We start from the raw sequence: 21,250 nt of genomic DNA, 5'->3' as shown, positions 1-21,250 counted from the left end.
GCCCGCTCAGGGGGGATAGATGCCGAGGAAGTGCTGCAGATATTCCGAAAGGATCATCGACGGCACGAGCAGCACCAGCGTCAGCGCCCCGACCATCAAGGCGTGACCATGGCAGATCATCCGGACAATGCGCGCCAGCGCGAAGACCTGCGCCAGCATGAAGGCAAGCAGCAGCAGCGAGACGAGGCCGACGGAGCCGGGCAGAAAGACCACCATCGCCAGCAGCAGCCCGTTGATATAGGAGAGCGGCACGCCGAGCCAGTTGACGCTGACGACGACCGGGGCGAAACGCTCACCCATGCGGAAGGCCAGCAGCAGCAGCCCGGCAAAGACCAGCGGCACAAACCAGTTGGCGACCTCGACAAGGCCGAGCCTGACATAGAAGGCAAAGCCGACATCGGCTTCCGGCGGCATCGACCGCAGGAAGGCCTGTCGCCACCAGAGCCAGGAAATGCCCATCGGCGGCAGGCACCAGGCCATCGCCCAGAACGAGCGGTTGACGCCGCGCTCGGACATGTCGAGGTAGCGGAAGCCGCGCGGATCCAGCCGGATCAGCAGCCAGAGGCCGGCCAGATAGTACTGGACTTCCCTAAGCCCCGGCATTGGTGAACCAGCGGGCGATGAAGGTCTCGTAGATCGCCGTCAGCGTCTCCAGATCGGCGACTGCGACGCGCTCGTCGACCATGTGCATCGTCTGGCCGACGAGGCCGAACTCGACGACCGGGCAATAATCCTTGATGAAGCGCGCATCCGACGTGCCGCCGGTGGTCGAAAGCGCCGGCGAGCGGCCGGCAACGCTTTCGACGGCCGATGACAGCGAGGCAATCAAGCCATTGTTGCGCGTCAGGAACATGTGGCTTGGCCGGTCGGCCCAGACGATATCGTATTTCACCGGCTCGCGGCCCGGCCGCAGCTGGCCGTTGCCGGCGGCGGCATCGAGGCGGCGCAGGATTTCGGCGCGCAGCGTTTCGGCCGTCCAGCTGTCGTTGAAGCGAATGTTGAAGCTGGCCGATGCCTTCGCCGGAATGACATTGGTCGCCGGATTGCCGACATCGACCGTGGTCACTTCGAGGTTCGAGGGCTGGAAGTCGTCGGTGCCACCGTCGAAGGGCGAGTCCATCAGCGCCTGGGTCAGCTGCAGCATGCCGCGCACCGGATTGTCGGCAAGGTGCGGATAGGCGGCATGGCCCTGGACGCCGTGCACGGTGATTCGGCCCGACAGCGAGCCGCGCCGGCCGATCTTGATCATGTCGCCCAGCCTGTCCGGATTTGTGGGCTCGCCGACCAGGCAGGCATCCCAGCGCTCGCCGCGCTCAGTGGCCCATTGCAGGAGCTTGACCGTGCCGTTGATCGCCGGGCCTTCTTCATCGCCGGTGATCAAGAAGGAGATCGAGCCGGAGGGCGGCCCGTTTTTCTCGATATGGCGGGCGACGGCGGCGACGAAACAGGCGATGCCGCCCTTCATGTCGACGGCGCCGCGGCCGAAAAGCTCACCCTTTGCAATCTCGGCGGCAAAGGGCGGATGCGTCCAGGCGGCCTCGTCGCCGACCGGCACGACATCGGTATGCCCGGCAAACATCAGATGCGGGCCATCCTTGCCGAGGCGGGCATAGAGGTTTTCGATATCGGCTGTGCCCTCTTCGCTGGCTTTCACCTTGTCGACGGTGAAGCCGAGCGGCGCAAGCATGGCGTCGAGCGCCGACAGCGCGCCGCCTTCGGCGGGTGTCACGGAGGGGCAGCGAATCAGCGTCTGGAGATTGGCGACGGGATCGGTAGCGGTCATGGCGGTCGAACTATCCGGCGGGAATGGCAAAGACATGGCAAGGCGGCGGCGCCTCGCGTAAAAGACGCCGTCTGTTTACCGGATCAATGTCCTGGTGTCATCAATCTCTGAGCAGCTCGTTGATGCCGGTCTTGGAGCGGGTCTGTTCATCGACGCGCTTGACGATGACGGCGCAGTAGAGATGCGGCGCCGGCTTGCCGTTGCCCATGGTCGCATTGGCCGACGGCATCGAGCCGGCGACGACGACGGAATAAGGCGGCACTTCGCCGTAGGTCACCTCACCGGTGGCGCGGTCGACGATCTTGGTCGACTTGCCGATAAAGACGCCCATGCCGAGCACCGAGCCCTCGCGGACGATGCAGCCCTCGACCACTTCCGAACGAGCGCCGATGAAGCAATTGTCCTCGATGATCGTCGGGCCGGCCTGCATCGGCTCCAGCACGCCGCCGATGCCGACGCCGCCGGACAGATGCACATGCTTGCCGATCTGGGCGCAGGAGCCGACCGTTGCCCAGGTGTCGACCATCGTGCCTTCGCCGACATAGGCGCCGAGATTGACGAAGGAGGGCATCAGGATGGCGTTCGGGGCAATATAGGCCGAGCGGCGCACGACGCAGTTCGGCACGGCGCGGAAGCCGGCGGCGCGGAATTGGTTTTCGCCCCAGTTTTCGAACTTCGACGGCACCTTGTCCCACCATGTGGAATTGCCCGAACCGCCCTTGACCACGTCCATATCGTTGAGACGGAAGGACAAGAGCACGGCCTTCTTCAGCCACTGATTGACCGTCCAGGCGCCGTCGGCGCCGCGCGTCGCGACGCGGACCGTGCCGGCATCGAGCAGATCGAGTGCGGCTTCGACCGCATCGCGAACCTCGCCCTTCGTCGACGTGTTCACATTGTCGCGATTGTCGAAGGCGGCTTCGATGGTCTTTTCGAGGGATGCGAGGTCGGTGGCGCTCATGAGAATTCCTTAAACTTCGATCTTTATCGTGGAGACGGCGAAATCTCCGGAACGCGGTTGGCGGGGGTTTATCCTGCTCTACAGCATGCAGCCGTAGAACGGAATGATTTTTCCGACAAGATCGCACCTGGATTCAAGGCGTTATAGCGACATATCCGGCTTCGTAGCCGGCAATACTGAAAGGCATTTCGAGATGGCGAAGGGACGGAACGGCGGTTCGCGGCGCAAGGATGGCGTATGGGACCCGCTGAAGAGCAGTTCGACCGACAGGCAGCGCGCCGAGGCCGTGCCGAAGACGCCGCAGACGATGTCGCCTGCCTACCGCCTTGCCTATGTCGACGAGGATTTCCTCTGCCGCGAGGAGCTGCGGCCGATCCGCCTGCAGCTGGAACTGATGAAGCCGGAAATGATGCTGACCGAACGCGGCATCAAGTCGACCGTCGTCATGTTCGGCGGCGCCCGCATTCCCGCCCCTGGGCAGAGCGCCTGGGCCGCCCGCAACGATGTCCAGCGCGTCAACCTGGAGGCGGCCTCGGTCTATTATGACGAGGCGCGCAAATTTGCCGGGCTTTGCTCGAAATATTCGGCGAGCTTCGATTTCCACGAATATGTCATCGTGACCGGCGGCGGCCCCGGCGTGATGGAAGCGGGCAATCGCGGCGCGGCCGACGAGGGCGCACCGTCGATTGGCCTCAATATCGTGCTGCCGCACGAGCAGGCGCCGAACGCCTATGTGACGCCGGAACTCAGCTTCAACTTCCACTATTTTGCCATCCGCAAGATGCATTTCATGGTGCGCGCCAAGGCGATCGCAGTGTTTCCCGGCGGCTTTGGAACACTCGACGAATTCTTCGAATGCCTGACACTGATCCAGACCGGCCGCATGGAGCGTCTGCCGCTGATCCTCTTCGGCGAGACGTTCTGGAGGCGCATCATTAATTTCGACGCATTGGCCGAATTCGGCACGATCGCGCCCGACGACGTCAAGCTGATCAGCTTCGTCGACACGGCTGAAGCCGCGTGGAAGATTGTCCAGGATTTCTACGAACACCGAGAATAACGCAATTCCGAGGCAAAGTGCAAAGCGGTTTTCCGTCCGGAATGCGTAGAACAAACAGTTAGATCTCCGCTCTTTCCTCGCCGAACCAGGGGAAAGAGCGGAGCAATGGTGCGACAGGCCTTACAGAAGCGGCCGGTCCGGCATGTCGTCGATCGAGATGACGCCGTCCTTGTTGCGGTCCATCCGCGCAAACAGCTTGTCGAAGGCGGCGACGGCTTCCTGTTTGGAAATCTGGCCGTTCTGGTCGGTGTCGACCCGGTGCATCATCATCGAGGCGCGCATGAAGTTGCCGCCATGGCGCATCCAGTGATGTCCGTCACGGCCATCGTGCCCGCCGTGCCCGTCGCGGGGCGGCCGTGCCTGATCGTTATCCTCCGGTGTCGCGGCTGCGGTATCCGCATCCTTGGTTTCGCCGGCATCCTGCTTGCGCTGATCCTTCATCGCCTGCATCTGCGTCTTCTGGTATTCGCGGATTTCGCCCGGGGTCAGCGATCCGTCCTTGTTGGTGTCGATCGCAGCGAAAACCTTGTCGAGTCCGGTGGTGGCCTCCTCCTTGGTAACCTGCCCGTCCTTGTTTGCGTCGAATTGCTTGAGCATGCGGACATAGGTGATTTCGCGGAAGGCGGCAGGCCCTGGACCGTGCATGCCTGCCTGCTGACGCGGCCCGTCACCGGGTGCGGCATAGCCTGCCCCGGCGGCTGCGCCGAAGATGAGGGTGGAGGAAAGCGCTGCCAGTATCAGCTTGTTGCGGTACATCGTATTTGCCTTTCGTGAGGTGTCCCCTCACGAAGAAAGCTATGGCAACAGGGCGGAAAGACCCAGTTAAACATCGGTAAGCTGAATGAAACTTTGGTAATGCCGTCGGTCGCCGTCAGCCCGGGCGAAATCAGCCCGGACCGGTAATCCTGCCGAGAAACGCGGCGAGGTCGTCGGTGACGAAGTCGATATGATCCTCTTCGCCGCTGGTCTTTTCCCACCATTCGACGACCGTTTCTTCGAGATTGCGCGGCACCAGCAGCACGGTCTGCATGCCGAGCGCCTTCGGCACGGTCAGATTGCGCGGCAGATCCTCGAACATCGCTGCCTTGCTCGTTTCGACGCGCTTCAACGCCATGAATTTGTCGTAGGTCGCCTGCGCCGGCTTCGGCACGTAGTCGGCGGCGACGATATCGAAGATGTCGTCGAAATGCTCGAGAATGCCGAGCGCTTCGGCCGTCATTTCCGCATGCTTGACGCTGCCATTGGTGAAGATGAACTTGCGCCCCGGCAGCGCCTTGATCGCCGCGCCGAGTTCAGGCTGCGGCGTCAGCGCCGTGTAGTCGATCGCATGCGCCTTTTCGAGGAAGTCGTTCGGGTCGATGCCGTGATGGATCATCAATCCTTGCAGCGTCGTGCCATGCTCGAGGTAATATTGCTTCTGCAGCTTGCGCGCCTCTTCCCGCTCCATCTGTAAGAGCGCCGCGACATAAGCGGTCATGTTCTTGTCGATCTGCGCGAAGAGATTGACATGATGCGGATAGAGCGTGTTGTCGAGGTCGAAGACCCAGTCTGTGACGTGCGCGAAGTCGGCTTTATCAGGCGTGCGGTCGATCTTTGTCATGGCGGACTTATGGCACGGGTACGGCCGCAAGGAAATCGACAAGAATAAAATAGACGCCCGATTTTCGGCGGACGTCGCAGGCTCGGGATGCTAGAAAACGGACATGTTTTTCGAACGGCCCGACGATGATACGCTCTATGATGCCCTGATCGCGCGCCGCGCCGATTATGAGGGCCAGGCCTATGTCTGCGTCAAGACGACGGGCATCTTCTGTCGTCTGACCTGTCCGGCGCGTAAGCCGAAGCGGGAAAATACCCTGTTCTTCGAGACGATCGCCGCCTGCATGCATTCCGGCTTTCGCCCCTGCCGGCGCTGCCGGCCGCTGGAGCAGCCGGGCAGGGAGCCGATCGTCGACGTGTTGCTTGCCGCGCTCGACAGCGAGCCGCAGGTTCGCTGGACCGAAGACGAGCTTGTGCGCCGCGGACATGATCCCTCGACGGTGCGGCGCGCCTTCAAGCGGGCGTTCGGCATGACCTTTCATGACATCGTCCGCTACCGCCGTCTCGGGCAAGCGGCCCGGCAACTGGCCGATGGCGCACGCGTCATCGATGCGCAGATCGACGCCGGATACGAGTCTCCGAGCGGCTTCCGCACGGCATTCCAGCGGCTCGTCGGCAAGGCGCCGGCGCTCTCGCAGAACCGCGAACTGCTTTTTGCCGACTGGTTCGACACGCCGCTCGGGCCGATGATCGCGGTTGCCGACCAGACACATCTGCATCTGCTCGAATTTCACGACCGCAAGGCGCTACTGAGCGAGCTCGAGGCACTGCAGAAGCGCGTCCGCTCCTCGGTCGCGATCGGCCGCACGCCGGCAATCGACCGGATCGAGACGGAGATCCGGGACTATTTCGAAGGGCGGCGCACGGTCTTCACGACGCCATTGGCGCTCGGCGGCACGCCCTTCGAAAAACATGTCTGGGCAAAGCTCATGGATATCCCTGTCGGTCAGACCCGCGCCTATGGCGATCTTGCAAGGCAGATGGAAAGGCCGGAAGTCGTGCGTGCCGTCGGCCGCGCCAACGGCGCCAACCAGCTAGCCATCATCGTGCCCTGTCATCGCGTGCTCGGCGCGGATGGATCGTTGACCGGCTATGGCGGCGGGCTCTGGCGCAAGCAATGGCTGCTGCGGCATGAAGAGAAGATCAGCACACAATCAAAGATGGAGGAGACAACATGAACCAGACTGAAAAGGCCAAGGCATTCGGCGCGCTGCACCGCAAGGGCAACCCGGTCATTCTTTACAACATCTGGGATGCCGGAACGGCCAAGGCGGTGACGGAAGCCGGCGCCAAGGCGCTGGCGACCGGAAGCTGGTCGGTCGCCGCCGCTCAAGGCTATGGCGACGGCCAGAAGCTGCCGATGGAAGTGCTGCTTGAGACGGCACGCTCGATCGCCGCCGTCAACGAACTGCCGCTCTCGGTCGATTTCGAAGGCGCCTATTCGACGGACCCTTCAGGTGCCGCGGCCAATGTGGCGAAAGTGATCGAGGCCGGCGCCGTCGGCATCAATTTCGAGGATCAAAAGATCGGCGCGAGCGGCCTTCATCCGGTGGAGGCGCAGGCGGCCCGCATCCGCGCCATCCGGGAAATGGCCGAGGCGAGGGATATCGATTTCTTCATCAACGCCCGCACCGACCTGTTCCTTCAGGAAGGCGACGGCTCCAGGCATGCCGGTCTGGTCGACGAGGCAGTCGAGCGTGGCAAGGCCTATGCAGCGGCAGGCGCCAGCGGCTTCTTCGTGCCCGGCCTCATCGAACCAGCGCTGATCGAGAAGATCTGCGCCGCCTCCAGCATGCCGGTCAATATCATGATGAAGCCGGGCGCGCCCGAACCGGCAGCGCTCGGAAAGCTCGGCGTCTCGCGCATCAGCTACGGCCCGGGGCCATACCGGGCCATGATGGAGAAGCTGAAGGAAGCCGCGGCGGCGATCTATAGCCCGCTCTGATTTCGGCTCCAGTCTTGGAAGATGCGTCCCTTCGCCGGTGAAGGGCGCAACCTCGATCAGGGGACGATCAGCGTTCCGACGCCGTGCTCGGTGAAGATCTCGAGCAGGACGGAATGGGCTGTCTTGCCGTTCAGGATGACGACGCCCTGGACGCCGGCCTTGATCGCATCGATGCAGGTCTCGACCTTCGGGATCATGCCGCCCGAGATCGTGCCGTCGGCGATCAGCGCATGCGCTTCGGCGACGGAAAGCTCCTTGATCAGCTGGCCGTTCTTGTCGAGCACGCCGGGCACATCGGTCAGGAAGAGCAGGCGGGTGGCGTTCAGCGCGCCGGCAATGGCGCCGGCGAAAGTATCGGCATTGATGTTGTAGGTGGCGCCGTCGCGGCCGGGTGCGACCGGGGCGATCACCGGGATCATCTCGGAGCGGGCGAGCAGATCGAGCAGCGTGCGGTCGACCTCGACCACCTCGCCGACGAAGCCGAGATCGAGCACGCGCTCGATGTTGGAATCCGGATCCTTCACGGTCTTGCGCGCCTTTTCGGCGAAGACCATGTTGCCGTCCTTGCCGCAAAGGCCGATCGCCCATTCGCCGGTCTGGTTGATGAGCGCGACAATTTCCTTGTTGATCGAGCCGGCGAGCACCATCTCGACGATCTCGACCGTCTTCTGGTCGGTGACGCGAAGCCCGCCCTCGAATTTCGATTCGATGCCCATCTTGCTCAGCATGGCGCCGATCTGCGGGCCGCCGCCGTGAACGACGATCGGGTTGACGCCCGATTGCTTCAACAGCGCGATGTCGCTGGCAAAGGCCTTGCCGAGCTCGGGATTGCCCATGGCGTGGCCGCCATATTTGACGACAATCGTCTTGTTCTCGTAACGCTGCATGAAGGGCAGCGCCTTGGCCAGAAGCCGTGCCTGCAGTTCGCTTTCGGACTCGTTCATGGGGACCCCGCAGAATTGTTCGCGGCCTTTTATCGCAAGTTTCTGACAGAGGGAATAATCCAGAGGGCAATAGTTTTTCGTATCTGGCGCGGAGCCGGTGGTCTTTACCGTCCGGCGCACGCAAGCATGATATGAGGAACCGCATGCAAGGCGATGAGATTGCAGACCTGATCGGCCGCGTCGCGCTCGGCGACCGCAGGGCCTTTATTGCCCTTTACAATCAGACCGGGCCGAAACTTTTTGCCATCTGCCTGCGTATCTTGAAGGATCGCACGGAAGCCGAAGAAGCCTTGCAGGAAGTCTATATCAGCATCTGGCAAAGGGCCGGAAGTTTCCAGGCAGCCACAGGTTCGTCCTCGGCGTGGCTTTCGGCGATTGCCCGCAATCGGTCGATCGATACGTTGCGGTCGCGCAAGCCTATCGCCGACGAAATCGACAGTGCCTACGATCTTGCCGATGCCGCGCCCGACCCCGAAATGCAGACGGTGACGAAGGATGAAGGAAGGCGGATTGACACCTGCATGGAAGAGTTGGAAGCTGATCGTGCGGTCGCGGTGAAACGGGCTTATGTCGAAGGGCTGAGCTATCAGGAACTGGCCGATCAGTTTGGTGTCCCGCTGAACACGATGCGGACCTGGCTCAGGCGCAGCCTGTTGAAACTGAGAGAGTGCATGGAACGATGACATCGCCCGACAAAAGCAAGGGAGACCGCTCCCGCGACGAGGTTCTCGCCGGCGAATATGTGCTTGGCGTCCTGTCGCTGCAGGACCGACGGGTGGTGGAAGAGCGCATTCGCCACGATCGGCCCTTCGCCGCGATCGTCAGCCGCTGGGAAACCAACCTTTCCGCCTTCAATGACGAGTATGAAACCGCCTCGCCAAACCGGGAAACCTTCAAGCAGATCGAGGCGCGGCTTTTCGGCGATGCTGCAAAACCCGCATCCTTTTCGCAAGGGCTCTGGAATTCGGCGGTTTTCTGGCGCTCGCTGAGCTTTGCCTGTGTCGTCGTCGCCGTCAGCGCCGTCATCTTCGCCTCCGGCGTGGTGCCGCAGCCGCAGGGGCCGACACCGCTGGTGGCCTCGCTTTCCGGTCAGAACAGCGCCATCAATCTTCTTGCCTCCTACGAGCTGCAGAGCGGCCGGCTGAAGATCGTGCCGGTCGCCGCCGGCAAGCCGGAGGAGAAGTCGCTGGAACTCTGGCTGGTGCCGGGCAGCGGCCTGCCGAAATCGCTCGGCGTCTTCCAGCCGGGCGAGAGCGGCGAACTCGTCATTCCCGCCGATCTGCGCAGCAATCTCGCCGATGGTGCAACGCTTGCCGTCAGCCTCGAACCCTTCGGCGGCTCGCCGACCGGCCAGGCGACCGGTCCGGTGATCGCAAGCGGCGCATTACGCCGGCCATGATTGGGCGCCGGTCGTAAATCGCGCCCCATAAAATCATTTTCTCCCGCCTGAAACTCTTTGGCGCAAACCTCCGTAGGTCGAAATGTCCGGACGACGCTCAGGCATAAAGCCCGCGGATGGTGTCCGGTGAGGAGAAAATCATGATCAAGTCCGTATTGCGCGGTTTTGCGCTCGCCACCGCCCTATCCGCTGTCGCCTTTGCCGCCGCCAAGAACCCGGAAGTCGGCGGTGCGGCGATGTTCGCCAGCAAGAACATCATCGAAAACGCCGTGAATTCCAAGGATCACACGACGCTGGTCGCAGCCGTCAAGGCGGCGGGCCTGGTCAGCACGCTCGAGGGCAAGGGCCCCTTCACTGTCTTTGCGCCGACCAACGAAGCCTTCGCCGCTCTGCCGAAGGGCACCGTCGACACGCTGCTGAAGCCGGAAAACAAGGCGACGCTCACCAAGGTTCTGACCTGCCATGTCGTTGCCGCCGATGCGATGGCCAAGACCGTTGCCAAGATGATCAAGGATGACGGCGGCGAGCACGACATCAAGACCGTCGGCGGCTGCGTGCTGAAAGCCAAGGAAAGCATGGGCAAGATCACGCTGACCGACGAAAACGGCGGCGTCTCGCATGTGACGATCGCCGATGTCAAACAGTCGAACGGCGTCATCCACGTCGTCGACAAGGTGCTGCTGCCGAAGATGTAAGTCTGCGTATGTCGGCAGAGGCGTGGGGGCGCTCTCCGGGGCGCCCCAAACACAATGAGAGAGGCGCCAGCGTCACTGATGAGGTGGCTATCGGGCCGCTTCGGCTCTCCGGAAAACGAGTGTGACACTCATGCCGGTGCCGGGGGACGAGGTTACTTCGACGTTAGCGCGGGCGTTCTGTTTCAGGGACTGCACGATCATCGCGCTCAGCTTTCCCGGGTGCGGCCAATTCACATCTTGAGGAAGACCGACCCCATTATCGGCAACGGTGATCCTGCAGCCGGTATCGCTGACGACACAGCGGAGCGTGATCTCTCCGCCGTCACGCCCCACAAAGGCATGTTTCAGCGCATTGGTGAGGAGTTCGTTGATCACCAGCCCGGCGGGCATGGCCACATCGACCGAAACCGGCCAGGTATCGACCTTCATGTCCAGCCGTATGCCTTCCACGGCGTGGGCAGCCATCACCGAGGCGGCAATCTGGCTCACATAGGTGCCAAGATCGACTGTGGCGCCTTTCTCTTCGTCCGACAGCGAGCGGTACAACAGCGCCAAGGCTTCGATCCGCCCGGCAAGCCGTGCAAATCTCTCGCTTTCCTCGCTCTGTTGCGCATTGCGCGCCTCCATCCGGATCAGCGCCGTGATCATCTGAAGATTGTTCTTCACGCGATGCTGAAGTTCGCGCAGAAGCACATCCTTCTCGGTCAGCAGCTCGCCGAAGCTCTGATCCGCCGCCGCCTCATTGCGCGCCGCAAAGGCTACCAATCGGAACAGCGGGGTGTCGTCATCGTCGACGATGGTATTCGACCAGACATCGATAATGGTCGTGCTGTCAGGTTCGGCCACCAGGGAGAACGCGCCAATATACTCTTCCGCAGAAGTCACGGCGGCTGTCAGCGTCGCTCCTCCCGATATGGCGGTGGAATCCAATTCGATCTCGGTCCAGGCTTTTCCCTGGACCTGCGTTGCGCTGAGCGCCGTCAGCCGTTCGAACTCGAGATTGACGTAAATCAGCGCCTCACAGTTATCGAGTTCGGAGACGGCCACAGCAAAGGGGACGTGATCGAGAAAGTGTCGAAACCGATCGTCATCAAGGGCTTCGGCCAGATGGGGCAGGTTGCCGACGCCTTCCGGCGAAAGCGGCTGGTCTTTGCTATCAGTCATCTAACTACTCGCGCACGCGGCTGCTCTTGCACAGCATGGGATGGAGGGTTGCTTTAAAAACTTCGCGGACGCAAGTGCAAACACTGCCGGTCAGCCTATGCAAGCAGTTTCATACTGCGAGGATGATTGACGTGATCCGACCCTTGATTCAGGCCAAACCCGGAAATTGCGCCAGCAGCCACCAAGCATAATTTACGCTCGGTCATGTCAGGGGCTCGATGCACGAGCGAAAACAAAAAGGCCAGGCAAATCGCCTGGCCTTGAATGGATAACGTGCTTCCGGCAGTGCCAGTACATCCGTGGTCAAAGGAAAGCAGATATCGATTTAAGCGTTCTGGAGATTGCAAGCGGACATCTTGCCCGACTTGTTGTCACGCTCGAGATCGAAGCCGATCTTCTGGCCTTCGACGAGTTCGCGCATTCCGGCACGTTCGACGGCGGAGATGTGAACGAAGGCGTCAGCGCCGCCATTATCAGGCTGAATGAAGCCGAAGCCCTTGGTGGAGTTGAACCATTTAACGGTGCCAGTGGTCATGATGAACCCTTTCATAGCAATATTGAAGAACCGCAGCGCCAGGGCGATGCGGATGATGATAGCGATTTTTGAAAGGAAGTTCGTTCAGGCCGCGGTGCTAATCGCGCGATAACCAAGCCAGCAAGCAAAATTCGATAGCCGCCATCTACCGCAACCAACCCGTATCGTCAACCGTTAGTTTTTCATCGATGAACAAGTCAACCTGTAGATGCTCCTTCGGCCTTTGCACCAAATAGGACTCGGCCGCGTGAAAAGCCGAGAATCCGGATATGCCGGAAGCGAGCTTTGGAACGAGCCAGACTCACGCGTCGCCCCAAATACCGCAGCCGGGCGCCGTTCTATTTCCAGCGGGCGATGCCGACGGTATCGCCGATCGCCTGGCGCAGATCGTCCAGGCCGTCGCCCTTTTCCGATGAGGTGGACAGCACGCCGGGATAGGCGGCCGGGCGCTTGCGGATCTTTTCCGCGGTCTCGGCAAGCAGCTTCGGCACAGCGGGCGCCTTGATCTTGTCGGTCTTGGTCAGCACGATCTGATAGGAGACGGCCGCCTTGTCGAGCAGATCAAGCACGTCATCGTCGTTCTTCTTGATGCCGTGGCGGCTGTCGATCAGCACATAGACGCGCTTCAGCGTCGCGCGGCCGCGCAGATAGTCGAAAACCAGCTTGGTCCACTTGTCGACCATCTCCTTCGGTGCCTGCGCATACCCATAGCCCGGCATATCGACGATCGCCATTGGCGGCAGGTCGCCACCTTCGCCGGAAAAGCCGTCCGGAACGAAATAATTGAGCTCCTGCGTGCGCCCCGGCGTGTTCGACGTGCGAGCCAGACCTTTCTGGCCGACCAGCGCATTGATCAGCGACGACTTGCCGACATTGGAACGGCCGGCAAAGGCCACTTCCAGCGGCCCTTCCGGCGGCAGGAAGTTGAGCGACGGCACGCCGCGGATGAAGATCCATGGGTGGCCGAAGAGCGGCTTTTCGTTTTCGGGCATGCGGGCTCTGCAATCTCCGGCTTCTGTCTCTTACCGGGCTTCGTGGTTTTGAAGGAAGATGTCAAGCTTCGAGGCGGTTTGCAGACCATTGCTTCCTTCCCACGCACGGCCTTGCGGGTCACCGCGTACTCAGGCTCAGAAGATAGGCGCAAAGCATATCGGCCATCGCATCCGAATAGGCGTCGACCTCTTCGGTCTTCCGCGGTCTTTCAGAAAATTCCTTTCCGACGGTCGTCAGGGTCGTCATGATCAAGTCGCCGGCCAGCACGCGGGCAGCCTCGGGGAGGGCGGGAAGCATCTCCTTCAGGAAGTCCTCGATCACCGGGTCGCCCGCCTGTCGTGCCTCCTGGGCCTCCGGCGCATCCCTGTAAAGCGGGGCAGCGTCGCCGAGCGCCACCCGCACCGCGGCTTCTTCGCACTCCGACCGAATGAAGGCCCGAACCAATCTACGCACCCGCCGAAGCGGCGGCTCCGATCGGTCCTTCAGGATCTCATTCAGCAGATCGGTGGTTTCTCGCCACTCGTCGCTCTGCAGCCGGAACAGGATCGCGGCCTTGTTCGGAAAATATTGGTAAAGCGATCCAACGCTGACGCCTGCTTTTTGCGCCACGCGTGCAGTGGTGAAGCGGTGCGCGCCTTGCTGCGCCAAAACCTGAACAGCGGCCTGCAGAATTGCCGAAACGAGCTCGTTCGAGCGCGTCTGTTTAGGCTGTTTTCGTGAGGAAAGTCTGGAGCTTGGGCGGTCGGTCATCTCTAGGCTTCCGGATGCGATTAGCGAATGTGACGAATTAATCGTATTTTCCCGATCGGCACAACAACGCTCTCGATGAAGGATTTGATATGACCACTTTAACGACCGCTCCGCTTGCACCGCTGCTCGACCAGCTTTTCGATGAAGCCGACAAGGCGACCAGCCCCGGCCTGGCGGCACTGTCAGAGGCGGAGCGAGATCGCCTCTTCCACAGCAAGGCGGAATACCGCAATTTCTATGGCCTGGTAAAGGATCTCTGGCTTCCGGTGTCACGCCAGACCGGAGAGTTGCTCTACATGCTGACACGCAGCAGTGGAGCACGCGTGATCGTGGAGTTCGGCACGTCGTTCGGCATTTCGACGCTCTATCTCGCCGCCGCACTGCGCGATAACGGTGGCGGCCGGCTGATTACCACCGAGTTCGAACCTGAAAAGGTCGCCAAAGCACGGCAGCACCTCCAAGCCGCAGGGCTCGCCGATCTTGTCGAGTTTCGCCAAGGCGATGCGCTTGAAACCCTCGGCGACGATCTTCCGGGCAGCATCGATCTGGTCCTGATGGACGGCGCAAAGTCGCTGTATCTGGAGATTTTGCAGATCCTGGAAGGCCGCCTTCGCCAGGGCGCAATCATTATCGCCGACGATGCGGACGCCTGCCCGGAATACCTCGGTCAAGTGCGCGCACTTGGCAGCGGTTACATGTCCACACCGTTTTCCGAAGACGTCGAACTTTCCCTGCGTGCCGCCTAGAACAGGATGATTTTAGGCCGGCTCAGCCTAAAATCTGAATCCTGTTCTAAACTAAATAGTAGAGCATGATGCCGTCCGAAAACCGCACACACTTTTCGGCATCATGCTCTGAAGCCAATGTCGGCATAGGATCATTTTTACAGATCCGAAAAGAAAAGCCCGCCGAAGCGGGGCTTGTCTATCGCACTTTGAGCTGCTGCGATCTGCAGCGGCGTCATTTCGATGGCGCCGGTTTTCGTCGGAACAGACCCTTCAGATTGTCGAAGAGTTCGACCTTGACGCCGTGGCGCTTCATGATCACCGACTGCTGGGCGACCGAGAGCGTGTTGTTCCAGGCCCAGTAGATGACCAGGCCGGCCGGGAAGCTTGCCAGCATGAACATGAACACCAGCGGCATCCAGGTGAAGATCATCGCCTGCGTCGGATCGGGCGGTGTCGGGTTCATGCGCATCTGCAGGAACATGGTGACGCCCATGATCAGCGGCCAGACGCCGAGATGCAGAATGGTCGGCGCCTGGAAGGGCAGCAGGCCGAACAGATTGACGATCGTCGTGGGATCGGGGGCCGAAAGGTCCTTGATCCAGCCGAAGAACGGCGCGTGCCGCATCTCGATGGTGATGTAGATCACCTTGTAGAGCGAGAAGAAGATCGGGATCTGCAGCGCCACCGGCCAGCAGCCGGCGATCGGGTTGATCTTCTCTTCCTTGTAGAGCTGCATGGTCGCCTGCTGCAGCCCCATGCGGTCGTCGGCGAATTTCGCCTTCAGCTCCTCCATCTTCGGTTGCATGCGCTTCATGTTCGCCATCGAAGCATATTGCTTGCTGGCGAGCGGGAAGAACAGCGCCTTGACGACGATGGTGGTGCACAGGATCGCCACGCCGAAATTGCCGAAGAAGCGATAGAAGAAGTCCATCAGCTTGAACATCGGCTTGGTGATGAAATAAAACCAGCCCCAGTCGATCAGCCGGTCGAACTTCGGGATCGAATAGCTGGCCTCGTAGCCGTCGATGACAGGGACTTCCTTGGCGCCGGCGAAGACGAGGTTCTTGAGCTCGATCGATTGGCCCGGCGCAACGGTGAAGGCATCGTCCTTGTAGTCGGCCTGATAGCGTGGCTGGCCATCGGTAAAATGCGAGAAGCGCGCTTCATAGGCAGCACTCTGCGGCGGAATGATCGTCGCGGCCCAATATTTGTCGGTAATACCAAGCCAACCGCCGGTGGATTTCGCCGGCATGACAGCTTCCTTCTCGGCGGCGGCATATTTGGTTTCAACGAGGCCGTCCTCGCCGATGACGCCGATGAAGCCTTCATGCAGGACGTAGACGGAGGGCGTCGTCGGCTTGTTGTAACGTGTGACGCGGCCGTAGGAGGAGAGCGAGGCGGGCGCCTGGCCGGCATTTGCGATCTTGTCGGCGACGGTGAACATATAGCGTTCGTCGACGGAAATCGTCCGCGTAAAGGTCAGGCCCTTGTCATTGGTATAGGAAAGCGTCACCGGCGTCTTCTCAGTGAGCTTGGCGCCCTCGGGCGCCGTCCAGAGCGTCGAGGCACCGGGAACGTCGCCGGTGGCGTCGCTGCCGATATAGCCGAGCTCGGTGAAGTAGCCGTCCTTGGTTTCGGCCGGGCTGAACAGGGTGATGGTCGGGCTCGAGTCGTCGACGGTCTCGTGATAGGCCTTGAGCTTCAGGTCGTCGAGCCGGGCGCCGGCAAGGTTGATCGAGCCGGAAAGCGCAGGAGTATCGATGACAACGCGCGGAGTCTTTGCGAGCGCCTGTTCGAGCGTCGCCGTGGCGACGGCCTGACCGGAAGGCGCTGTGCCATTCGTCGGGGCCGGCGTCGCACCGTCGGCTGCAGGCTGCTGCACCTGTTCGGTCTTCTGCTGCGCCTTCTGGGCTTCCTGCGCCTTGCGCTGGGCCTCGATGCGCGGGTTCATATAGAGAAACTGCCAGCCGAGGACGATCAGCACCGAGAGAGCGATCGCAATGAAGTAATTGCGGTTTTTTTCCATCATACGTTCCTGGGGCGTCCGTCTCCGGAGCGCCGGGGTTTCGGCCTGGTTTCCACGCGAAATTTCAGTTCCGCGGCCAATTCTTTGAAGGACGCTTTAAGCACGTCCCTGCGCGCGACAACCACATAGTCGTGTCCGGGCTGCATTGCAAACCCCGCATGAAGCCGCACCGCCTCTTTCAGGCGGCGGCGCATACGGTTCCGTTCGACCGCGTTGCCATGTTTTTTGGTGACTGTGAAACCGACACGGGCTTGGCTATCGGGTTCCTTCCGGTCGAGGACTTCGAGAAGGAAGAAGCCGCCACGGCGTTTCTCGCCCTCGCGCGCGGCAAGAAACTGCGGGCGGCTCTTCAGCCGCCCGACAGCGTGTTTTTCTTCTTTGGTCGTCAATTCGCCCGCCATCTTTTCTCGGGCAATCCGGCCTTAAGCCGAAAGACGCTTGCGGCCCTGCGCGCGGCGGGCAACGATGACCTTGCGGCCACCCTTGGTGGACATGCGCGCACGGAAGCCGTGGCGACGCTTGCGAACAAGCTTGGATGGTTGGTAGGTACGCTTCATTTATTTAAACACCGCGGAGTGCGGCCCTTCTTGAATTTGCATAGTGCAAGGAGCGTTGTTTTTCGAACGGGCGAGCCATGAAAGGCTGAGTGACCGGACGTGCGGCGGCTTATACGGATGAAGCCTATGAAAGTCAATTATACCGGATAATTTCACTTTGAGCCGCCGGCTTGACAAGTATTTTCGCACTCTGGTGTTAAGAAATCCGATCTGCCCCAACTGGTTGTGGTTTTGCCGCAGCCGGATATCATAGCCCCGGTTCTCAGGGGTTTCCGCGTCCCAACCAAGGTCAACATGGATAATTTTCCGTCGCCATAATCGTAAACATTGGAAATCTAACTTTAATAACTTTCGCCGATATTCGGATCATCGGCTGGAATTTGCTTTCCAGGCAGTGGCATAGCTAGGAGACAGTGCATGAAGATCCGCGGCAAAATTAATCTGCTGGTATGCGTGATGGGCGCGGTGGCGCTTTTGATCGGCGCAACGGCACTGTCGGCCATGCACGAATACAATCGCAACCTGACCGCTTATGAGGAGGCCGCCGCCCGCGCCTATGCCGGCGAACGGCTCAACCGTTTCGTAACCGCCGTGGTCATGGAAGCGCGCGGCATCTATGCCGCCAAGACGATCAAGGACACGCCGAACTTCGCCAAGGGCATCATGGCCGATCTCGAGGAGATCGATAAGGTCATCGCGGGCTGGGCGCCGCTCGTCACGGCGGCTGAGAAGGATGATTTCGCCAAGCTCGTCGCCCGTGCCGCGGAATTCCGCACCTTCCGCACCGAAACTGCCCGTCTCGGCACCGAAGTCGGCCCCGAGGCCGCCAGCGCCCAGGGCAATAATGACGCCAACCGCGCCAACCGCAAGGCGTTCCAGGCCGAAATCGACGCGGTGGTCGCCACCGACAAGGCAGCGCTCGAAACCGTCAACACCGAGATCGAAAGCTTCCGCACCTGGGTGCTGATGCTGGTCCTCAGCATCACCGGCATCGGCATCGCCGTCGGCATCGGCATGGGCTTCTATATCGGCACCAGCCATCTGAGCCGCCCGATCAAGCGCGTCACCCGGGCGATCAACGAGGTCGCCAGCGGCAATTTCGAGGCCGAGGTTCCCTTTGCCGGGCGCCAGGACGAAATCGGCGAGATGGCCGCAGCCGTCGCGGTGTTCAAGGCCAACGGCCTTGCGATCAAGCGCCTGAACGCCCAGGAGGCGGCGATGCGCGCCAAGAGCGACGACCTGCAGTCGAGCATGTCCGTCGTCGTGGCTGCGGCTGCAGCCGGCGACTTCGGCCACCGCATCAGCAAGGACTACGAGGACGAGAACCTCAACCGCTTCGCCGGCAACATCAACACGCTGCTGTCGAGCGTCGATGCCGGCATCGGCGAGACCCGCCGCGTCATTGCAAGCCTTGCCGATGGCGACCTCACCCAGACGATGAACGGCAACTTCCAGGGCGCCTTCGCCGAGCTGCAGCAGAACGTCAACAACACCTTCGTCACCCTGCAGGCGACGATGCGCGAAGTGCGCCAGACGACGGAAGCGATGAACGGCAACACCGCCGAACTGCGCAATGCCAGCGACGACTTGTCGAAGCGCACCGAGCAGCAGGCCGCCGCCCTCGAACAGACCTCGGCGGCACTCGATCAGATCACCGCCGTCGTTCAGAATTCCACCGAGCGGGCGCATGAAGCCACCATTATGGTGTCGGAAGCCAAGGACAAATCAGGCGCTTCCGGCGTCGTCGTCGGCAATGCCGTCGAGGCCATGGGCCGCATCGAGCAGGCATCGCGCGAAATCAGCCAGATCATCAACGTCATCGACGAGATCGCCTTCCAGACCAACCTGCTGGCGCTGAACGCCGGCGTCGAGGCGGCACGCGCCGGCGAGGCCGGCAAGGGCTTTGCGGTTGTGGCACAGGAAGTGCGCGAGCTCGCCCAGCGTTCGGCAAAGGCCGCCAAGGACATCAAGGCGCTGATCACCAAGTCGGGCAACGAGGTGCAGGTCGGCGTCAAGCTCGTCCAGGCGACCGGCGAGGCGCTGGCCGAAATCGGCACCCGCGTCATCGCCATCAACGATCATATCCATTCGATCGCCACGGCTGCGACCGAACAGTCGACCGGCCTCAAGGAAGTCAATACCGCCGTCAACCAGATGGACCAGGTCACCCAGCAGAATGCTGCGATGGTCGAAGAGACCTCCGCCGCCACGCACAGGCTTTCGGCCGAAGCCGGTGGGCTGGTGCGGCTGATTTCCCGCTTCAAGCTGTCGGATGATGCACCGGCGCCTGTGGCGCTTGTCCGCAACGAGCCGCAAAGGCCGGTCGCCTCGCCCGCCCGCCGGGCGATCGCCAAGGTCGCCCGCGCCTTCGGCGGCAATGCGGCCGCCGCAGAACAGAGCTGGGAAGAGTTCTGATCCTTATCGATCGTCAGCACCTTGAAACGCCGCCTCCCTCCGGGCGGCGTTTCTTTGTGACGACGTGACGCTGTTCGCAAAGATTTGAAAGCGGAGCCGTTTGGTCTAATATAGAGCGAGAGGGCGGCTGAAGTGCCGCCGTTCGTGCGAGACCAGAATGCCGGTACAAGATCAGGGCGACAATCCTTCAGCGGAAATCCCCGCGGCCGGCGAGGCCGCAAGGGCGCCGTGCCCGTCTGCCGGCATGTTCGGCGGCATGTTCGGCGGATTGTCGGGCAAGCTGCTCTGGCTCACCGTCTTCTTTATCATGCTCGCCGAAATCCTGATCTTCTTCCCCTCGGTCGCCAGCATGCGCATCCGCTGGCTGGAGGACAGGCTGAACACGGCCGCTGCCGCCGCCATCGTCATCGATGGGCTGCAGCCGGTCGAGCTGCCGCGCGCGTTGCAGAAGGAGACGCTGGAGGCGACCGGCACCAAGGCGATCGTGCTGCGCAAGGATGGCACCTCGCGGCTGCTGGCGACGACCGACATGCCGACCTCGGTCGACGAGGCCTATGATCTCACCGACGTGCCGCCGGCAACGGCAATCCGCGATGCGCTCGACACCTTGATCTTCGGCGGCGGCAGGATGATCCGCGTCTACGGCCCCGTCGGCGACACCAATACCGGCGTCGAGGTGGTGATGAAGGACAGGCAGCTGCGCACGGCAATGTTTGCCTATTCCCGCAACGTTCTCCTGCTGTCGGTGCTGATCGCGCTGTTCACCGCGACGCTGATCTTCTTTGCGATCAACCGCATCCTGATCGGCCCGATCCGCCGGCTGACCGGCAGCATGCAGCAATTCTCCTCCGATCCCGAGAACCCCGCCCATATCTATATCGGCGATGGCGGCCGCGACGAACTGGCGGTCGCCGGCCGCAACCTCACCTCGATGCAGATGGAGCTGCAGAAGACGCTGAAGCAGCAGAAGAACCTTGCCGCTCTCGGCCTCGCCGTCTCCAAGATCAATCACGACATGCGCAATATCCTGGCCTCGGCGCAGCTGATGTCGGATCGGCTGGTCGATGTCGATGATCCGATGGTCAAGAGCTTCGCCCCGAAGCTGCTGCGTACCATCGCCCGCGCAGTCGGCTATACCACCGAGGTGCTGTCTTACGGCAAGGCGAGCGAATCCGCCCCGCGCCGCCGCCATGTCCTGCTTTTGGAACTGACCCAGGACGTCAAGGACATGCTGGCGATCGATCCGCAAAGCGGCATCGAATTCACCGAGCAGATCGGCGCCGATCTTAAGGTCGATGCCGATGGCGAGCAGCTGTTCCGCGTCATCCACAATCTCTGCCGCAACGCGCTGCAGGCGCTGACCGCACCGGGCGAGGGTGCCCCGGGCGCGGTCAGGCGCATCACCGTCGCCGCCCAGCGGGTCGGCAGCGTCGTCAGCATCACGGTTGACGATACCGGCCCTGGCATGCCTCTGAAGGCGCGCCAGAACCTCTTTGCCGCCTTCCGCGGCTCCGCCCGCTCCGGCGGCACCGGCCTCGGCCTGACGATCGCCCGCGAGCTGGTGCTCGCCCATGGCGGCACGATCGCGCTTGTGGAAAAACCGACGGTCGGTACCCAGTTCCGCATCGAGATCCCCGATCGCCCGGTTTCGCTGGAGGATTACCGCAGCCGGACGCACATCGAAAAGTGACCGGAT

22 protein-coding genes are annotated in these 21,250 nt (G+C 61.7%); 9 read left to right on the top strand and 13 right to left on the bottom strand.

The annotated features are described in order from the left end of the window. Positions 1-6: 6 nt before the first annotated feature. From HJB84_RS31220 to dapD, 3 genes are all read right to left on the bottom strand, one after another. Positions 7-603 (bottom strand): hypothetical protein, encoded by a 597-nt coding sequence (locus tag HJB84_RS31220; protein ID WP_207582674.1) that lies wholly within the window; start codon positions 601-603, stop codon positions 7-9. Beyond that, the gene (gene dapE / locus HJB84_RS31215) at positions 590-1,783 is read right to left on the bottom strand and encodes a succinyl-diaminopimelate desuccinylase (RefSeq protein WP_207582675.1); all 1,194 of its coding nucleotides are present in this window, start codon (positions 1,781-1,783) and stop codon (positions 590-592) included. The genes HJB84_RS31220 and dapE overlap by 14 nt, the downstream gene beginning before the upstream one ends. A gap of 100 nt (positions 1,784-1,883) precedes the next feature. Further along, positions 1,884-2,744: a 2,3,4,5-tetrahydropyridine-2,6-dicarboxylate N-succinyltransferase gene (gene dapD / locus HJB84_RS31210; protein ID WP_207582676.1), complete on the bottom strand. Its 861-nt coding sequence runs from the start codon at positions 2,742-2,744 to the stop codon at positions 1,884-1,886. A 193-nt stretch (positions 2,745-2,937) separates the two neighbouring features. Between dapD and HJB84_RS31205 the strand changes: the two genes are divergently transcribed. Then, positions 2,938-3,804 carry an LOG family protein gene (locus HJB84_RS31205; protein WP_207582677.1) on the top strand — a complete coding sequence of 289 codons (867 nt, stop codon included), beginning with the start codon at positions 2,938-2,940 and terminating at the stop codon, positions 3,802-3,804. A 120-nt stretch (positions 3,805-3,924) separates the two neighbouring features. On the opposite strand, the gene HJB84_RS31200 is transcribed toward HJB84_RS31205, so the two are convergent. Both HJB84_RS31200 and HJB84_RS31195 read right to left on the bottom strand, forming a co-directional pair. Further along, on the bottom strand, positions 3,925-4,560 hold the full coding sequence (locus HJB84_RS31200; RefSeq protein WP_207582678.1) for a calcium-binding protein: 636 nt from the start codon (positions 4,558-4,560) through the stop codon (positions 3,925-3,927). A gap of 130 nt (positions 4,561-4,690) precedes the next feature. Continuing rightward, positions 4,691-5,404: a pyrimidine 5'-nucleotidase gene (locus HJB84_RS31195; protein WP_207582679.1), complete on the bottom strand. Its 714-nt coding sequence runs from the start codon at positions 5,402-5,404 to the stop codon at positions 4,691-4,693. Positions 5,405-5,507: 103 nt separating this feature from the next. Here HJB84_RS31195 and HJB84_RS31190 point away from each other — a divergent pair, with 103 nt between their 5' ends. Both HJB84_RS31190 and HJB84_RS31185 read left to right on the top strand, forming a co-directional pair. Next, positions 5,508-6,581 (top strand): bifunctional transcriptional activator/DNA repair enzyme AdaA, encoded by a 1,074-nt coding sequence (locus HJB84_RS31190; protein WP_221117801.1) that lies wholly within the window; start codon positions 5,508-5,510, stop codon positions 6,579-6,581. Next, positions 6,578-7,348, top strand: a complete 771-nt coding sequence (locus HJB84_RS31185) for an isocitrate lyase/phosphoenolpyruvate mutase family protein (protein ID WP_207582681.1) — start codon at positions 6,578-6,580, stop codon at positions 7,346-7,348. Before HJB84_RS31190 ends, HJB84_RS31185 begins: the two co-directional genes overlap by 4 nt. Before the next feature lie 56 nt (positions 7,349-7,404). Here the strand turns inward: HJB84_RS31185 and argB are convergent, their stop codons facing one another. Further along, positions 7,405-8,292, bottom strand: coding sequence for an acetylglutamate kinase (argB, locus tag HJB84_RS31180; RefSeq protein ID WP_207582682.1), 888 nt, complete (start codon positions 8,290-8,292; stop codon positions 7,405-7,407). 143 nt (positions 8,293-8,435) lie between these two features. Between argB and HJB84_RS31175 the strand changes: the two genes are divergently transcribed. The 3 genes from HJB84_RS31175 (at position 8,436) to HJB84_RS31165 (ending at position 10,386) form a co-directional block, all read left to right on the top strand. Next, a complete protein-coding gene (locus HJB84_RS31175) occupies positions 8,436-8,975 on the top strand; it encodes a sigma-70 family RNA polymerase sigma factor (RefSeq protein WP_221117800.1) in 540 nt (179 codons plus the stop codon). After that, positions 8,972-9,691 carry an anti-sigma factor domain-containing protein gene (locus tag HJB84_RS31170; protein WP_221117799.1) on the top strand — a complete coding sequence of 240 codons (720 nt, stop codon included), beginning with the start codon at positions 8,972-8,974 and terminating at the stop codon, positions 9,689-9,691. The genes HJB84_RS31175 and HJB84_RS31170 overlap by 4 nt, the downstream gene beginning before the upstream one ends. A gap of 140 nt (positions 9,692-9,831) precedes the next feature. Further along, positions 9,832-10,386: a fasciclin domain-containing protein gene (locus HJB84_RS31165; RefSeq protein WP_221117798.1), complete on the top strand. Its 555-nt coding sequence runs from the start codon at positions 9,832-9,834 to the stop codon at positions 10,384-10,386. Between the two features lie 87 nt (positions 10,387-10,473). Here the strand turns inward: HJB84_RS31165 and HJB84_RS31160 are convergent, their stop codons facing one another. The 4 genes from HJB84_RS31160 to HJB84_RS31145 form a co-directional block, all read right to left on the bottom strand. After that, complete coding sequence (locus HJB84_RS31160; protein ID WP_207582685.1) at positions 10,474-11,550, bottom strand: sensor histidine kinase; 1,077 nt, start codon at positions 11,548-11,550, stop codon at positions 10,474-10,476. 325 nt (positions 11,551-11,875) lie between these two features. Further along, entirely contained in the window at positions 11,876-12,085 is a 210-nt protein-coding gene (locus HJB84_RS31155; protein ID WP_003588915.1) for a cold-shock protein, read from the bottom strand. A gap of 338 nt (positions 12,086-12,423) precedes the next feature. Continuing rightward, complete coding sequence (gene yihA / locus HJB84_RS31150) at positions 12,424-13,077, bottom strand: ribosome biogenesis GTP-binding protein YihA/YsxC (protein ID WP_207582686.1); 654 nt, start codon at positions 13,075-13,077, stop codon at positions 12,424-12,426. A 118-nt stretch (positions 13,078-13,195) separates the two neighbouring features. After that, complete coding sequence (locus HJB84_RS31145; protein WP_221117797.1) at positions 13,196-13,828, bottom strand: TetR family transcriptional regulator; 633 nt, start codon at positions 13,826-13,828, stop codon at positions 13,196-13,198. Between the two features lie 89 nt (positions 13,829-13,917). Here HJB84_RS31145 and HJB84_RS31140 point away from each other — a divergent pair, with 89 nt between their 5' ends. Then, complete coding sequence (locus HJB84_RS31140; RefSeq protein WP_221117796.1) at positions 13,918-14,574, top strand: O-methyltransferase; 657 nt, start codon at positions 13,918-13,920, stop codon at positions 14,572-14,574. A 214-nt stretch (positions 14,575-14,788) separates the two neighbouring features. Here HJB84_RS31140 and yidC read toward each other — a convergent pair whose 3' ends face one another. From yidC to rpmH, 3 genes are read right to left on the bottom strand one after another with little or no spacing between them, the layout of a single operon-like run. Beyond that, complete coding sequence (gene yidC, locus HJB84_RS31135) at positions 14,789-16,582, bottom strand: membrane protein insertase YidC (protein WP_207582689.1); 1,794 nt, start codon at positions 16,580-16,582, stop codon at positions 14,789-14,791. Beyond that, positions 16,582-16,983, bottom strand: a complete 402-nt coding sequence (gene rnpA / locus HJB84_RS31130; protein ID WP_207582690.1) for a ribonuclease P protein component — start codon at positions 16,981-16,983, stop codon at positions 16,582-16,584. The genes yidC and rnpA overlap by 1 nt, the downstream gene beginning before the upstream one ends. A 21-nt stretch (positions 16,984-17,004) precedes the next feature. Beyond that, the gene (gene rpmH / locus HJB84_RS31125) at positions 17,005-17,139 is read right to left on the bottom strand and encodes a 50S ribosomal protein L34 (protein ID WP_207582691.1); all 135 of its coding nucleotides are present in this window, start codon (positions 17,137-17,139) and stop codon (positions 17,005-17,007) included. A 417-nt stretch (positions 17,140-17,556) separates the two neighbouring features. Between rpmH and HJB84_RS31120 the strand changes: the two genes are divergently transcribed. Both HJB84_RS31120 and HJB84_RS31115 read left to right on the top strand, forming a co-directional pair. Then, entirely contained in the window at positions 17,557-19,554 is a 1,998-nt protein-coding gene (locus HJB84_RS31120) for a methyl-accepting chemotaxis protein (protein ID WP_221117795.1), read from the top strand. A gap of 157 nt (positions 19,555-19,711) precedes the next feature. Continuing rightward, on the top strand, positions 19,712-21,244 hold the full coding sequence (locus tag HJB84_RS31115) for a HAMP domain-containing sensor histidine kinase (protein WP_207582693.1): 1,533 nt from the start codon (positions 19,712-19,714) through the stop codon (positions 21,242-21,244). Positions 21,245-21,250 lie beyond the last annotated feature (6 nt).

The organism is Rhizobium sp. NZLR1b (assembly GCF_019685155.1).
In the GTDB taxonomy this organism is placed as follows: Bacteria; Pseudomonadota; Alphaproteobacteria; order Rhizobiales; family Rhizobiaceae; genus Rhizobium.
Note: the sequence above shows the minus strand (reverse complement) of the source record. Positions and strands in the feature narration are given on the sequence as shown.

Coding starts and splice junctions, on each gene's coding strand:
- HJB84_RS31220 (WP_207582674.1), bottom strand. CDS start 603: ATGCCGGGGCTTAGGGAAGTCCAGTACTATCTGGCCGGCCTCTGGCTG.
- dapE (WP_207582675.1), bottom strand. CDS start 1,783: ATGACCGCTACCGATCCCGTCGCCAATCTCCAGACGCTGATTCGCTGC.
- dapD (WP_207582676.1), bottom strand. CDS start 2,744: ATGAGCGCCACCGACCTCGCATCCCTCGAAAAGACCATCGAAGCCGCC.
- HJB84_RS31205 (WP_207582677.1), top strand. CDS start 2,938: ATGGCGAAGGGACGGAACGGCGGTTCGCGGCGCAAGGATGGCGTATGG.
- HJB84_RS31200 (WP_207582678.1), bottom strand. CDS start 4,560: ATGTACCGCAACAAGCTGATACTGGCAGCGCTTTCCTCCACCCTCATC.
- HJB84_RS31195 (WP_207582679.1), bottom strand. CDS start 5,404: ATGACAAAGATCGACCGCACGCCTGATAAAGCCGACTTCGCGCACGTC.
- HJB84_RS31190 (WP_221117801.1), top strand. CDS start 5,508: ATGTTTTTCGAACGGCCCGACGATGATACGCTCTATGATGCCCTGATC.
- HJB84_RS31185 (WP_207582681.1), top strand. CDS start 6,578: ATGAACCAGACTGAAAAGGCCAAGGCATTCGGCGCGCTGCACCGCAAG.
- argB (WP_207582682.1), bottom strand. CDS start 8,292: ATGAACGAGTCCGAAAGCGAACTGCAGGCACGGCTTCTGGCCAAGGCG.
- HJB84_RS31175 (WP_221117800.1), top strand. CDS start 8,436: ATGCAAGGCGATGAGATTGCAGACCTGATCGGCCGCGTCGCGCTCGGC.
- HJB84_RS31170 (WP_221117799.1), top strand. CDS start 8,972: ATGACATCGCCCGACAAAAGCAAGGGAGACCGCTCCCGCGACGAGGTT.
- HJB84_RS31165 (WP_221117798.1), top strand. CDS start 9,832: ATGATCAAGTCCGTATTGCGCGGTTTTGCGCTCGCCACCGCCCTATCC.
- HJB84_RS31160 (WP_207582685.1), bottom strand. CDS start 11,550: ATGACTGATAGCAAAGACCAGCCGCTTTCGCCGGAAGGCGTCGGCAAC.
- HJB84_RS31155 (WP_003588915.1), bottom strand. CDS start 12,085: ATGACCACTGGCACCGTTAAATGGTTCAACTCCACCAAGGGCTTCGGC.
- yihA (WP_207582686.1), bottom strand. CDS start 13,077: ATGCCCGAAAACGAAAAGCCGCTCTTCGGCCACCCATGGATCTTCATC.
- HJB84_RS31145 (WP_221117797.1), bottom strand. CDS start 13,828: ATGACCGACCGCCCAAGCTCCAGACTTTCCTCACGAAAACAGCCTAAA.
- HJB84_RS31140 (WP_221117796.1), top strand. CDS start 13,918: ATGACCACTTTAACGACCGCTCCGCTTGCACCGCTGCTCGACCAGCTT.
- yidC (WP_207582689.1), bottom strand. CDS start 16,582: ATGGAAAAAAACCGCAATTACTTCATTGCGATCGCTCTCTCGGTGCTG.
- rnpA (WP_207582690.1), bottom strand. CDS start 16,983: ATGGCGGGCGAATTGACGACCAAAGAAGAAAAACACGCTGTCGGGCGG.
- rpmH (WP_207582691.1), bottom strand. CDS start 17,139: ATGAAGCGTACCTACCAACCATCCAAGCTTGTTCGCAAGCGTCGCCAC.
- HJB84_RS31120 (WP_221117795.1), top strand. CDS start 17,557: ATGAAGATCCGCGGCAAAATTAATCTGCTGGTATGCGTGATGGGCGCG.
- HJB84_RS31115 (WP_207582693.1), top strand. CDS start 19,712: ATGCCGGTACAAGATCAGGGCGACAATCCTTCAGCGGAAATCCCCGCG.